Source organism: Cupriavidus sp. FW305-46 (assembly GCF_058787075.1).
In genome coordinates, this window is record NZ_JBYSZI010000077.1 from 12,826 (window position 1) to 25,270 (window position 12,445).

At 64.0% G+C, this 12,445-nt stretch carries 20 protein-coding genes; 7 read left to right on the forward strand and 13 right to left on the reverse strand.

The window, feature by feature from the left end:
* Window positions 1-123: 123 nt before the first annotated feature.
* Genes AC3WON_RS27560 through AC3WON_RS27615 form a run of 12 tightly spaced genes read right to left on the reverse strand, consistent with a single transcriptional unit; the run spans window position 124 to window position 7,380 of the window.
* Window positions 124-393 carry a hypothetical protein gene (locus AC3WON_RS27560; protein WP_492353160.1) on the reverse strand — a complete coding sequence of 90 codons (270 nt, stop codon included), beginning with the start codon at window positions 391-393 and terminating at the stop codon, window positions 124-126.
* Window positions 390-890, reverse strand: a complete 501-nt coding sequence (locus AC3WON_RS27565; protein ID WP_492353179.1) for an SAM-dependent methyltransferase — start codon at window positions 888-890, stop codon at window positions 390-392. The genes AC3WON_RS27560 and AC3WON_RS27565 overlap by 4 nt, the downstream gene beginning before the upstream one ends.
* 44 nt (window positions 891-934) lie before the next feature.
* Window positions 935-2,179: a hypothetical protein gene (locus AC3WON_RS27570; RefSeq protein WP_492353161.1), complete on the reverse strand. Its 1,245-nt coding sequence runs from the start codon at window positions 2,177-2,179 to the stop codon at window positions 935-937.
* A 2-nt stretch (window positions 2,180-2,181) separates the two neighbouring features.
* The gene (locus AC3WON_RS27575) at window positions 2,182-2,652 is read right to left on the reverse strand and encodes a hypothetical protein (protein ID WP_492353162.1); all 471 of its coding nucleotides are present in this window, start codon (window positions 2,650-2,652) and stop codon (window positions 2,182-2,184) included.
* Window positions 2,649-3,353, reverse strand: coding sequence for a hypothetical protein (locus tag AC3WON_RS27580; RefSeq protein ID WP_492353163.1), 705 nt, complete (start codon window positions 3,351-3,353; stop codon window positions 2,649-2,651). The genes AC3WON_RS27575 and AC3WON_RS27580 overlap by 4 nt, the downstream gene beginning before the upstream one ends.
* Window positions 3,346-3,492, reverse strand: a complete 147-nt coding sequence (locus tag AC3WON_RS27585; protein ID WP_492353164.1) for a hypothetical protein — start codon at window positions 3,490-3,492, stop codon at window positions 3,346-3,348. The genes AC3WON_RS27580 and AC3WON_RS27585 overlap by 8 nt, the downstream gene beginning before the upstream one ends.
* Window positions 3,489-4,058, reverse strand: coding sequence for a hypothetical protein (locus tag AC3WON_RS27590; protein ID WP_492353165.1), 570 nt, complete (start codon window positions 4,056-4,058; stop codon window positions 3,489-3,491). The genes AC3WON_RS27585 and AC3WON_RS27590 overlap by 4 nt, the downstream gene beginning before the upstream one ends.
* Before the next feature lie 19 nt (window positions 4,059-4,077).
* Window positions 4,078-6,132, reverse strand: coding sequence for an H-NS family nucleoid-associated regulatory protein (locus AC3WON_RS27595; RefSeq protein ID WP_492353166.1), 2,055 nt, complete (start codon window positions 6,130-6,132; stop codon window positions 4,078-4,080).
* Between the two features lie 17 nt (window positions 6,133-6,149).
* Window positions 6,150-6,641 (reverse strand): hypothetical protein, encoded by a 492-nt coding sequence (locus AC3WON_RS27600; protein WP_492353167.1) that lies wholly within the window; start codon window positions 6,639-6,641, stop codon window positions 6,150-6,152.
* Between the two features lie 3 nt (window positions 6,642-6,644).
* Window positions 6,645-7,001, reverse strand: coding sequence for a DEAD/DEAH box helicase family protein (locus tag AC3WON_RS27605; RefSeq protein ID WP_492353168.1), 357 nt, complete (start codon window positions 6,999-7,001; stop codon window positions 6,645-6,647).
* Between the two features lie 9 nt (window positions 7,002-7,010).
* Complete coding sequence (locus AC3WON_RS27610; protein WP_492353169.1) at window positions 7,011-7,196, reverse strand: hypothetical protein; 186 nt, start codon at window positions 7,194-7,196, stop codon at window positions 7,011-7,013.
* A 40-nt stretch (window positions 7,197-7,236) separates the two neighbouring features.
* Complete coding sequence (locus tag AC3WON_RS27615) at window positions 7,237-7,380, reverse strand: hypothetical protein (protein WP_492353170.1); 144 nt, start codon at window positions 7,378-7,380, stop codon at window positions 7,237-7,239.
* Window positions 7,381-7,662: 282 nt separating this feature from the next.
* Between AC3WON_RS27615 and AC3WON_RS27620 the strand changes: the two genes are divergently transcribed.
* On the forward strand, window positions 7,663-8,034 hold the full coding sequence (locus AC3WON_RS27620) for a helix-turn-helix domain-containing protein (RefSeq protein WP_492353171.1): 372 nt from the start codon (window positions 7,663-7,665) through the stop codon (window positions 8,032-8,034).
* 13 nt (window positions 8,035-8,047) lie between these two features.
* On the opposite strand, the gene AC3WON_RS27625 is transcribed toward AC3WON_RS27620, so the two are convergent.
* Entirely contained in the window at window positions 8,048-8,857 is an 810-nt protein-coding gene (locus AC3WON_RS27625) for a LexA family protein (RefSeq protein ID WP_492353172.1), read from the reverse strand.
* Between the two features lie 94 nt (window positions 8,858-8,951).
* Here AC3WON_RS27625 and AC3WON_RS27630 point away from each other — a divergent pair, with 94 nt between their 5' ends.
* From AC3WON_RS27630 to AC3WON_RS27655, 6 genes are all read left to right on the forward strand, one after another.
* Window positions 8,952-9,275 (forward strand): transcriptional regulator, encoded by a 324-nt coding sequence (locus AC3WON_RS27630; protein ID WP_492353173.1) that lies wholly within the window; start codon window positions 8,952-8,954, stop codon window positions 9,273-9,275.
* Between the two features lie 133 nt (window positions 9,276-9,408).
* Complete coding sequence (locus AC3WON_RS27635; protein WP_492353174.1) at window positions 9,409-9,933, forward strand: phage regulatory CII family protein; 525 nt, start codon at window positions 9,409-9,411, stop codon at window positions 9,931-9,933.
* On the forward strand, window positions 9,930-10,274 hold the full coding sequence (locus AC3WON_RS27640; RefSeq protein ID WP_492353175.1) for a hypothetical protein: 345 nt from the start codon (window positions 9,930-9,932) through the stop codon (window positions 10,272-10,274). Before AC3WON_RS27635 ends, AC3WON_RS27640 begins: the two co-directional genes overlap by 4 nt.
* 8 nt (window positions 10,275-10,282) lie before the next feature.
* A complete protein-coding gene (locus AC3WON_RS27645) occupies window positions 10,283-11,359 on the forward strand; it encodes a hypothetical protein (protein ID WP_492353176.1) in 1,077 nt (358 codons plus the stop codon).
* Window positions 11,356-11,766: a hypothetical protein gene (locus AC3WON_RS27650; RefSeq protein WP_492353177.1), complete on the forward strand. Its 411-nt coding sequence runs from the start codon at window positions 11,356-11,358 to the stop codon at window positions 11,764-11,766. The genes AC3WON_RS27645 and AC3WON_RS27650 overlap by 4 nt, the downstream gene beginning before the upstream one ends.
* 200 nt (window positions 11,767-11,966) lie before the next feature.
* Window positions 11,967-12,416, forward strand: a complete 450-nt coding sequence (locus AC3WON_RS27655) for a hypothetical protein (RefSeq protein ID WP_492353178.1) — start codon at window positions 11,967-11,969, stop codon at window positions 12,414-12,416.
* Window positions 12,417-12,445: the final 29 nt, after the last annotated feature.

Sequence of the window (12,445 nt, forward strand, 5' to 3'; positions counted from 1 at the left end):
GCTTCCTCGTGTGCGTTATTGTTAATACGCGTGAACGATATACGCAGATTGCGAGGGTGGCAAGGCACAAAAGAAAAAAGTGTCCCAAGTGGGACACTCTTTCGTTGTGGCGTTGCAGGCTCGCTACGGTGTGGGGTTTTGCGGGTTGTTCCGCCACGTGCTGAATGGCAGGCCAATCAGTCGGTTGTATCGCTGGCGAGCTTCCGTGTCGGAATCAAGCTCCGTGCGTGATTGAATGTCACACGCGCCGCGAACAACGGCGGCGGCGCGTTCTTTGTCGTGGAGCGTGTTGTGCTGGAGCCAGAGCGCCGCAAAGCGGTGCGACAGGAAGCGCTGGAACTGCGGATTGCCGCACAGGATGCCGGCGGTGCGGGCGAGGGCGGGGCGGGTCATGCTCGCTCCTTTCTTGCGTCGGCTGCTGGTGACGTTGCGCTCATGGCTACGTCCTTCATGAACACCAGCCAGTGCGTGAATCCCTGCTTACCGGACACTTGGCCGAACAGTGGACGCTGCGGAGCAAGGGCCAATACCTCGCTCACTTTCACCTGTGTTTCGTTCCACTTGAACACCAGCACGCCGCCTGGCTCCAGCACGCGCATGCACTCGGCGAAGCCCTTGCGGATGTCATCGCGCCAATCCGGTCCCAGCTTCCCGTACTTGGCCGCCAGCCAGCTTCTCGGGCCGGCGCGGACCAGGTGCGGCGGATCGAAGGCAACCAGCTTGAACGAGCCGTCCGGGTACGGCAGGTCGCGGAAGTCCATCAGCACGTCGGGCTCGATCCGTAACGAGCGCGTGCCGTCCTTATTGCCGTGCGAGCGGTCGGTGACGGTGACTGTTTCGGATCGTTGATCGCCAAACACCACGTCTTCGTGGCCACGGTCGAACCACATCATGCGCGAGCCGCAGCATGGGTCGAGAATCTTCTTGCTCTGGATCACGCCGCACCCTCCTTGCTGGCGCTCATGGCGGTGTCGATGGCCTCGTCCAGGCGCTGACCGCTGGGGCAATCGAAACCCAACTTGACCGACTTTTTCGGATAGCAGACGACAGCCATATCGGCTTTGTTCCAGTGCTGTTCTCGCAGCCACCGATACCGCGCCGCATCCCTCTCATCGTCTACGCAGGTATCCATGGCGGAGATGGCGAAGCCGTGCTCTCCAATCGTGCAGCCCAGCGCATCGACCAACACGTCGACAGCACGGCTGTCAGCGCTTGCCTTGGCTGCCTTGAATTCGGCGTCGATACGCTCAACAGGGTTGCCGTCGTGGGTCTCGTTGTGCAGATCGGTGATGGCGTCTTCCAGGCGTTGAGCGAGCGGATTGCCGCGTCCCGTGGTAGCTGCGGCATGCTCTGCCCACTCGCCGCTGTCGAGCATCGTCAGCATTGCTCTGACAGCTGCCACCAGGTCGCCCTGGCCGGCTGCTGTGGAGGTGGCCAGTAGCTCGTCGATCGCGGCGAGAATCGGCTCGGCGCCACCGTCATTGGGATCAAGGCCCAGCTTCTCGTTAATGAGCCCGAGGTCAGAGCAGGCGGCCTGGAACATGCGTCGATACTGCGCCTTCGTGGTTGGGTCTGTGTCATCGTCGGCGGCGGTGGTATCGGTGCGCCAATGAAGTGTGATCGAGGTGCCGGCGTACATGCGATCCGGCGCCTGATGGCCGAGCTGCACGACAAGCTCACCGCTGCGGCGTTTGATGCGCGTGACCTTTGCGGCGAACGGTGATGGATGGGCCCGGCGCGAGTAGCGCGGCAATTCGGGCTTGCGGCGTGCATAGAGGGCGCTGGGGCCGTCTTCGGATTCGAAGATCTCCAGCAGCACCCAGCCGTCGCCGGCCGGCATGGATGGATTCCAGAAGCTGCAATCAGTGTTCTCGGCTTCGGTGTAGCGGTCCCACGCGACTCGGTCATCATCCTCCATCGCGACCGCATCGCATTCCAGTCCGAATGCGCTAAGGAACTCAGCGATGCAGACGTTTTCGCCGAGGGAGGGCATGGCGGGGTGTTGCAGGTGGCCGTTCGCGTCGCGGCGAATCTCCCGCGGGGAGAGCAGCTCGTCGGCCAAGTTTTCGAGGTCGATGAAGCTGGGCCATGCGTTTAGCAGCGCAGTGCGGTACTGGCCGAGAGATTGAAACGTGGCGGCGTAGCCGTCGTTGGTGATCAATGCGCGAAATGGATTCATTGTCATTCCTCGAAAAGCGCCACCTGGCGCGTGTCAACTTCGGTAGGGGAGGGCTCGGCCTTGCCGGCGCGCTGCAGTGAGGCGTCCGGCATAAGTCGCGGCGGCCGCATGACGTGGCCGCCGGCGTAGACGTGCGCGAACAGCTGGCGGATGGCGTCGACCGGATTCGCGCAGGCCTTTGCTTGGCCGGGGATGAAAAGCCCAGCGTTGTGCGGGATGAGCTCGCTCCAGGCGCAGCCCAGCTCGCGCGCGAGATCTGTCATGGCGGCCTCGATGGCGCTGGCCACGTCAGCGTTGCCGCACGCTGCGGCGGTGATCGCAGTCGGCTGCTCGCCTGGCAGGACCTCGCGCACCAGCACACGCTCGATCTCGGCCGGGCTGCGGGCCCAGGCGCTGCGGTCCATGCACATCACGCCGCGGATCGGGCTGGTGATCGCGGCATACCATTCGCGCGGTTGTGCTTGGGCGCTCATGCAGTGGCTCCTGGCGCGGCAGAGAGCAGGGCGTCGAATGCGCGCATGATGTTCGCCTGGTCGGGCGTCAGGTCCACGGCGCTACCGTTGGCGTGGATTGACACGCTTCCGTTCGTGCGCACGCTTATGCTGATACCGCCTACCAGGATGTGAGCGGCTTCTGCGGTCACGTCCACGCCCGCAGATAGCGTTGGCGCTGCGTCTGTCGCGACGGTAGAGGGTGAGGTTATCTGTGCAGTAGATGCGACAGGCGCGACAGGCGCGGCAGGGCGCATGGTGCTGCTACGCGGCCGCGGCGAGGCCTTCTTGGTCGTGTTCCGTGCGCGGCGCGGTCGCGGGGTGGGTTGGCCGGTGCCGATGGTGTAGCGGTCTCCCTCGGCGTGCAGGAGGCCCTTGGCCAGCGGCGTCTTCAGAAACGATTTCACGTGGCTGTCCGACTCCAGGCCCATGGCGGTGGCCAGCTCGGCGCGCGAGGCCTCGCCGTACTGTTTCACGTAGGCGATCGCAAGTTCGACCTTCGTCGCTGGGGCTGCGGGCGCCGGTGCGTCCGTGGGTTCTGCTGGCGGGGCCTCGGGCTCCGGGGGCATGGCCATGCTTGCGCCCAGGTGAAAGACGCTCGCAACAGGAAAGGCCTGCGGCGCCGGCGCGCCGGCGGCCGGGATGGTGCGTCGTGTCGGGTAGTCAGTGATGGTGTCAGTCATGGTTGCTCTCCTTGCTGTCGGCTCGTGACGTTTTGGGATCGAAGGCCTTTGTCATCCACTGGTCCTGCGCGCGGACGCTGAAAAAGATGGCGACCAGCAGCACCACCACGAATGCGATAAGGGCGATGGTTGTTGTCATGGTTGCGGGGTGTATGAGTCCACGGCCGCGTCGGCGTCAGCACCACACAGGTGCTCGCCGTGGCGGGGGCCGCCTGGGAGCGAAATGCACGGGATGCCGGCGGTGCCGAGCTGCTCGACGGGGACGGCGCGCAGCTTGCGATAGCGCTCGGCATCGCGGGCGAGCAGCTCGCGGCTGCCGCGCAGCAGGGCGCGCATGGCCTGCTCGGCAATGACCTGGTGATCGCCGCCTCGCGCGTGCAGCATCATGGCGAAGTTGGCCACGTCGACCGGATCGCCCTTGCACACGGCTTCGCCCAGCATCGCGGCGAGCCGCTCAATCGAGCATTCGAGCGGGCTGTCCCAGCCGCCACGTCCGGCGGCCCGGCACTTGGCCAGCTTGCGCTTCATCGCGACGGACAGATGATCCACGCCGATGTCGTCGGCGTTGATGTTTCGCTGTTTGCGAAAGGGGCGGTCCGGGTTCGATGCTGCGGCGAGCCGCAGGCCTTGGTCGGCCGGCAGGCGGGCTGCGATGCTTGTGATCGACGGCGCGCGCTCGGATCGGTGGTTGTCTTTCTTCTTCATGGGATCTCCTGTGAGTGGCTCAGCTGACCAGCAGGTCATCGAGGGTCTTGCCGCTGGAGAGGGCGGCCTCGACCCAGCCTGGTCGTTTGCCGCGGCCGGTCCAGGTGTTGCCGTTCTCGTCGCGGTAGCGCACCGGTGGTCGTGCTGGCTTGTTTGTGGCGGTTGGCTTCGGCGCCGCCTTCTTCGGGCCGCGCAGGATCTTCGGCAGCCAGCCGGTGCCGGCGAGCAGCTGCTCAGCGTTGGCGGCCAGGTCAGCCTTCTTCATGCTGGCCAGCGGCGCAGCGGCCTTCTTGCCGCAGGCCTCGGTGACAGCCGCGATCGCCATCGTCTTCGGCACGAGGCTTAGGTAGCTGTCCGCGGTGGCCGACCACCAGTCCGCCATGTCCAGGCCTGCGGCTTCCGTCACTGCGTCGGCAGCGCGCGGGCCCTCGGCGGTGGCGACGGCGCTGATGCTGGCGGCGGTGCAGAGTGCGAGCAGCTGGAGCAGGTCCTGCTGGGGCAGGGCGATCAGGTGCGCCAGCAGTGCGCCGTCGGCTTTCGGCAGGCCGGCCAGCAGCTGCGCGCGCAGCTCCTGCAGCCGCGTCCACGCTGGGCTGTCCTCGAGGTCGTCGGCGATCGCCGGCAGGCCGCGAATCTTGTCGCTGACGGAAAGATCCAGGGCGCTCAGCGTGGCGAACTTGTAGGTGGCGTCGCGGAAGATCTTCAGCAGGAGGCCGTGCACCAGTACGGCCAGCGCCAGCGTGGGCTGCTCGACCAGGTGCAGCTGCAGGGCGGCGGTGCGGTGTGCGGTCAGGCGGCTGGCGAGGCTGGCGGAAATGCTGGCTTTGTCGGTCTGCTTCTTCGACTGGTTGTCGCTGTCCTCGTCGCCGATGGTGCGTGCGCCGGTGCGGGTCTTCTGCTTGTCGACCAGGCCGCGGTGGATCTGCAGCACACCACCCTCGGTGATGGCGAGAATCGCGCCGCTTCTGGCCTTGTCTTCGACGCTCCATTGCTTCAGGCTCTTCTCGATGGCGGAGATCTCGTCGTTGATGGCTTCCAGCCGGGCGGAATGCTCATCGTGCGCGTCGCCATAGTCGTCATCCTGCTCGAGCTGGTCGATCGCCTTCTCGGCTCCGGCGCGTTCCTTCTCCAGTGCCTTGATGCGCGCCTTTTGCGCCTTGCTGGGTTCGGCGGGAGTGGAGGGCAGGAGCTCGTAGTCGTAGTGGACCTGGTAGGCCTGAAAATCCGGCTTGGCGTCGACCCACTCCCAGCCTTCTGCGCGGATCTCGACTGCGGCCGCTTCGAGCTTGTCGCTAGCCAGCTGCTCGAGCAGAGCGCTGTCGGTCAGGTAGCCGTTGCCGGCATCGCTGAACAGATCGCGCTCGACGTGGCCGCCGGCGGCCTCGTAAGCCTCCAGCGTGACGAACTTGGCCAGCTTGCTGTTGCGCACCTCGATCTTGCCCTTGGCAAGCTTGCGGCGAAGGGCTTCCGGGTTGCGGTCCCACGAATTGGCGGCTTCCTTCCACGTACGTTCCTGCGCCTTGTGGTCGTCGGTGATGGCCAGTGCCATCAGCTGCTCGAGCGAGGCCTCGCCGGCGCGATAGACCTGGATCATCTTGGGCGATACGTTGGCCAGCTTGAGGCGGCGCTGCACCACCAACGGTGTGACGCCGAAGCGCGCGGCGATGTCCTCAATAGCGGTGCCGGAGTCCACCAGTCCCTTGAACGCGATGAATTCGTCCGCCGGGTGCATGGCTTCGCGACCGCTGTTCTCCGCCAGGCTAGCCTCCTCGGCCTGCTCGCTGTCGTGCAGCTTCACGTCGACCGGGTGATCTGCATTCCAGTGCCCTTGCTCAACGAGCAACTGCATGGCGCGCCAGCGGCGCCCGCCGGCGATCACTTCATAGCGGCCTGTCGGAGCGTCGTCGGCGATCTCCTCGGTGACGATCAGGTTCTGCAGTTGGCCTTGCGAGGCGAGTAGGGCGGCCAGCTCGTTGAGCGCCTTGGGGCTCGTTTGGCGGGCGTTGCGAGGCGAGAGGATGAGTTGCGAGAGGGGGATCTGGCGAAGGGCGTCGGCGGACTGGATGGGGGTCATGGGATCTCCTGATTTGGTTAGTGCGAGGCGGGGCGCGGGGCGGCGGCCTTCTTTGTTTCCTCGGCGGTGCGCGCTTGGTAGGTTGAGATCAGCTGGCGTGCGTAGGCGACGGTCATTTGCATGCTTTCGGCGCGAAGGGCTGCAAGCGAGGCGCGCACTTCGGCGAGATCCGATTCCTGCAGCGGCATCGAATGGGCGAGCTTGGTGGCGAACACGCGCAGGGGGCGTGTGGGCAGGTCGCGCTGCTGGGTCTTGCAGTGGATTTCGTAGGCCTCGATCAGGCCTTCGAGGGACGGTGCGATCTGGTACCACTCGCCGTCGAGCGCGTCCTGAAAGACTGGCGTGCCATCGAGCTCCGAAAGGACGCAGCCGTCGGCCTCGATGCCGGCCACGATGGACTCCATGGGACCGAAGACAGCGGCGCAGCGCCACGGCTCCTGGTGAACCTTCTTGCCATCGCCATTCCAGGCGGGGCGATGGGCTTTGCGTGGTTTCTTGGTGCGGCTCATGACTCAAGCGGAAAGGAATTCAGCCTCGCCCACCAGGGCGTCGAGTACATCGAAGGCGCGGAAGCCGCCGCGCGTCGCGTCGATCTCGCGGTCGATGGCGCGCAGAACGATGCCGTTCGTCGGACCGAAGCTCGGCATGGCCGGGTCAATCAGGTGCACGATCACACCGCCGCGGGCGTATAACTCCTGCGCCTCGAGCTGGCTGCTCACGTCGAGCACCAGTACGTGATGGCCGGCGACATGCTCGGTTACCGCGTCATCGGTGATGCGTGGCGTAGTGATGAAGGTGTGTGTGCGCATCAGGTAGTCGGCGACGACATCCTGGCCAACGCCGGGGCGGCCGGTGAGTCCGATCAGCATGGGAGCTTCCTAATCGAGGTCGTTTGCCTGCAGGCGCTTGATGTCGATGGAGGGGCTGGCGGCGGCACGCGTGCGCTGTGTGCGCTTTGCCGCCAGCCGGACCTTGATCGAGGCAATGAGCTGTAGGCGGATATGGGGGATGCGAATCGCATCCTCTGGGCGGCCGCTGCCACCGATGCGGATGAATTCCTGCATCAGAGATTCGCGAGAGAAGGGCAGGGGCCGCACGTGTGGCTTAGATGTGGCGGGCAGTGGCGAGCTGCTTGGCGCGGGCTTCGGCTTGGTCGTCGTCCCAGTGCTGCGCGATGCCGTGGAAAAAGAGGGTGGCAGCGAAGGCGGCGAGGTAGAGGGGCAGGCCGCGGCAGTACTTATTGATCATTTCGGTCTCCAGAAAGTGGGTAGACCGAATATTAGAAGTTCTGATTTATTGGCGCAAGAGCATTTCTAATAAAGTGCGCGATTCGCATCCAAGGATCGTTTAAGCCAGATGTGAAAAAGATTCAGAACGCCAAAACGCTGTTGTGTATTAGTAACGCTGCTAAAAGAATACAATGCGGCACATTTAAGGTGTTTAGGCAAGCATACATGTAACAAAGTGTGTACATGTAGCAACACATAACGTGGTACTCCACTCAACTATTTCTCGTTACCGTCGCGCCCTATGGACGAGAAAGTGATCATTCCGTGGGATCGTGTAGCGGCGCTTCTGGCAAGGGCAGGGCGACGCCAGACGTGGCTGGCCAAGCAGCTGAATGTTTCCAGTAATGTGATCGTCAACTGGAAGGGCCGCGGGGCAGTGCCTGCCGGGCGTGCAACCAGCGTGGCGCGGGCTTTGGGTGTTACGGTGGAGCAGCTCATGGCGGCGGAGCTGGAGCCGCCCAGGATGAGCCAGGCCGGTGTGCGGCTGGTGCAGCGGCTGGGGGAGTTGGACCGGAGGGGCGTGCTGACGAAGCAGGCCGAGGCGGCCTTGATGGCGTTCTTTGATCTGATGGAGAGCGCGGCTCCGGGCGCGCAAAACAAAGGCCGCACGTAGCGGCCCTTTTTCGTTACAGCGGCATGCCTGAAAAAACCACCACGCCGCAGATATGGTGGTCGGCTTCGAGCCGGACGTATCTTGGTTGCCAAGTCGGATTCAGTGCTTCGAGAAACAGCTCCCCCTCCTCGATAGTGAGTCGCTTGAAGGTGGCTTCGTTGCCGTTGCGCGCGACGATCACGAATTTTCCGGGCACTGCCTCAAGATCCGGATTGACGAACAGCAATGTGCCTTCCGGGAACGTGTGACGTGCCTCTCCTGGCGCCGTCATCGACGTGCCTCTGACCCGCAGCACGAACCCTTTCTCGCCCAAATCGAAGGGGCAGTAGTGCCATGCCGCCGCTTCTTCCCGTACAAAATTTTCGCCGATCACCGTCCACATCCCCGCTTGCACCCATGAAATTTCGGGGTACTTCCGCGGGCGCAGATCTGGGCCGGCCTCGAAGTTGTCCCCTATTGCAGGGGGATTGTAAGCCTCTGCTTCATTAGAACTTCTGCCGTTGCCGCTAGGGTTATCCCTAACTTGGTGATTCTTGCTAATCTCTGTCAGCGCGTCCGTGAGTCGTGGGCTTATCTCCTCCGGGCGGGCTCCGATGGCGCTGCATATCGCCACGAGTGCTTTGAGGTTGATGGGGATGAGACCGCGTAAATACTGGCCTACTGCGCTTTGTCCGCCCAGGCCGGTGACAGAGCCGAGCCATGCTTGGCTGGGGCTTTCCCCCTTTTCCTTGCACCTGGCTTTGTAGTTCTGCCAAGCCGCGTTAAGGCGGGTCGCGTCGGCTTTTTCATCGTCGGTAAGGGGTCTTTTCGGTACGGTAGCCATAGCGAGATTTTATTAGAGTCTCTACTAGAGACTAGGGGAAGACGATTAGAAGTGCTCTTGACCATATGGATTAGAACTTCTAATATCCCGTCCCATGGATCTTCATACCTACCTCGTCCAAAGCGAGTGGACTCAGCAGCATTTCGCTGCGGCCATCGGTGTTTCCCAGTCGCTGATCTGCCAGTGGGCGCGGCGCAAGGCGCTGCCGCCGCCGGCTTGGTGCGTTTCGATCGAGCGCTTCACGGAAGGCCGCGTTTCGCGACTGGACCTCAGGCCTGATGACTGGCGCGAGATCTGGCCCGAGTTGGCCTGGCCGTCGGCGTGGCGGGCGTGGGGGAGTGAGCAGGCGTTGCCGCTGGCGGCGCTGCATGGTGACGGGCGCGATGGCGGTCCAGCGCTTTGCGCTGCGCCGGCGTGAGGCACCGGAGGAATTTCGGCTTCGGCTGATGCATTGATTTTCTCCCTGAATCGCGGTCATGACGCCGCGTTTGATCCGAACTGTAACCGCTGTGCCGCGTGCATAACACGGCAAAAATTCCGAGGGTTTACCGATGACGTACCAGTACTCCGACATCGACCAGCATGAGGCGCTCTACAACGTCGCGCGCCGTTATCCCGGTGGTGGCATCGAGGCGCTCGCGCATGCGATGAGCGTCCGCCTGGGCAGGCAGGTCTCCTCTAACGTGCTGCGCAACAAGCTGCGCCCCGGCATTGCCACTCATGCCCTTAACGCCGAGGAGTTCTCTTTGGTTGTCGAGCTGTGCGAAGAAGCTGGCGTCGACGGGGCCAAGATCCCGGTGCATGCCCTGTGCATGCGTCATGGCATGGTGGCTGTCGAGCCGCTGCCGGCCGGTGCGATCGCCACGGTGACCGACCTGATGATCCATCTGGGCAACGTGTCGCGGGAATTTGCCGACGTCGTCAAGGTGGTGACCGAGGGTGCCGAGGACGGAAAGATCAAATCGGACGAGGCCGAGCGGATCCAGCAGGAGGTGATGGAGGTCATGCGCGCTGCCATGGCGCTCAGCCAGGCAGCCAATCGTGCTGCAGAACAGTCGGAGGGTGGCGACGAATGATGCAAACCAGCCCCTTTCCGCTCGCGGGCCAGACGCGGCGCCGTCTTGTGGCGCGCCCGCGCAAGCCGCTCACCAGGCGCGAACTGGAGATCGCATGGCCGCGCATCAAGGCGCGTGTGCTGACCGGCGGCATGCCCTTCGGTGTCTTCGTGGTCAAGCGTGGGAAATCTCGCGTGGTGCGGCTGGTATGCACCAGCCACCACGACTATGCGGCCCAGATGCGCGTCGACAAGGCGCTGCAGCACTGGATCGGCACCTATGACGGACGCGCAGACCTGGGCGACCTCTGGGAAGACCTCTCCAACTTCGACCGAGGCGATTCGGCGCCTGTCAGCAGGTAGGCGATCCTATGGCAACCATCAAGCTAAACGAGGCCGAGCTCGACGCGCTGGCGCAGCTCGGCCACGCTGCATTCCGGCTCTACGTGGCTGCGATCCGGCCGCGCATGGATTTCGCCTCCGGAACCGTCGGCAAGGTCGGCGTCGGCATTTCGTGGCAGGCGTTGAAGGAATGGATCTACGTCGAGGGCCGGCCTGGCGTGCGGGCTGTCACGCATACGGAATCGATGGTGCGGCGTCTGGTCAAGCAGTTGGTCAAGCAGGGTCTCGTGCGTGAGATCGGCGACCGCTTCCGCATTGCCTTCCTCTGCCCGCTCGCCGACACGGATACTTCCGACCGAAAAAAAGCCGACAGCAAGTCGACAGCCAAGAAAACTCCCGCGAAGCCCAGAGAAATCAGGGAATCCCGGCGCAGGCAGCAGATGCGCGATAAGGCCAAAGCCGACACACATCCGAAGTCCGGTAACACCACAACCCCTCCCAACCCTCCCCGCGAATTCGACGACGGTGGCTTCGAGCAATCTGTTCATCTAGCCCCCCACGCCGATGGCGCGGGGGGTGAATCGGACCCCCAACACCATCAAGCACCAGGGCCACGGCCCTCAGAGCAACTCCACGAGCAGTTGAAAGGCGGTGGGATTGGCTTGCTTGCAGAAGAGGGGGTGAGGTCCGCCGTCGAATGGCGCGATGATCTGGCGTGGCCGGTAGGCCTGAGGGACGCCGACAGACGCTATCTGCGCGAATGCCTGGAGCCGCTAGGCAAAGTCCTCGGCCAACGCGTTTTGGACGAATGGCGAGGCTGTATCAAAGCCGGAGGCGTGGCCGACGAGTGGGCCTACTTTCACGCATTATTGCGAAAAGCGAAAGAGCAGGGTGAGGCGTGGAAGACCGACCACGCCGAGAAAATCTCACATGCGCGGGAGCAGGCGAAGCGCACGGTGCAGCTGCAGAAGCAGGTGGATCAGGCATACGCCGCCTCGCTGCGGGATAAGGCGGTGGTCGTGGCTCCTGGCCAGGGCGGCCTGGTCAAACAGTTCCGGGAGAGCGGTTATCTGCGCGGCGCGGCCGCGAAAGGAGTGCGGCGATGACGGTGGGTGCGACGATCAGTGCGGCGCGGCGTGAGCGGTTGGAGTGGGTTGTCGAGCGGTTGCGGTCGTGGGGCGCGTGGGCGCGAAGCGACGGGCCGCGCGGTTACGGCGAGAGCTGCCTCACGCTCGAGGAGATCCGCTCGATGCCGGTGCGCGCCTATGTGCCGGTGATGGCCGAGGACTGCGAGCGGGTGCATGAGGCCATGCGCAAGCTGCCGCGCGACCTGCAGCAGCTTGCCGGTGACTGGTACGTGCATGAGCTGACGCAGCCCATGATGGCCGAGCGGCTCAAGGCGAGCGAGCGCCATATCCGGAGGCTGCATAACTCGCTTTTGGTCGGCGTCGAATTTCTCTTGAAGAATCAAACCGTTAAGAGACCACCTTGGCACCTCCTATTGAAATCCTGACCGGGTACCAGTAGATTTCGGCTACGCTGTGGTTTCAGTGCGTGCAGCGAAACGAGGCCCGATCCGGTTCATTCCGGTCGGGCCTTTTCATTTGGAGCGCGCCATGTACGCCCTGCTGCTTGGTATGGCCGTGGGCTCGATCATGACTCGCGAACTGCTGGACAACGGCGCCGAGCGCGCAGAACGGAGGCAGCGAAGACATGAAAGGAATTCGCAGACTGATCGCCTGGTGGCGAAGCAAACGATGCAATCGGAGCGGCCAGCTGCCGCCGAAGCGCATGCCGGTGCTGGTATCTCCGACCGTGACGGCGGTGCGCCCGACGGGGCCGACTCTGGCGGGCGAGCGCGGTGACCTTCTCGCGTCGCGCGCGCTGCTGCAGGCTGCAGTGTCGGTACCGCGCCGCGCGCTGGTGACGCGTGCAGCGCCGGTTTCCTCCCGCTCCAGTGGAGACGATGATGGCATGTCGATGCTGCCGGCGGCGATGCTCCTCGCGTCGTACAGCTGCGAGGGCGCGGCGGCCGACGAGGGTTCGTTCGGTCTGCGCGACGCCGCACCGGTGGCCGGTGGTGGTGGGTTCGATGGCGGTGGCGCCTCAGGCAATTGGGATTCCGGTGGATCGGATACGGCGAGCAGCTTCTCGTCGGATTGACAGTGTCTCCTACCCTGCGAGCGAGTCGG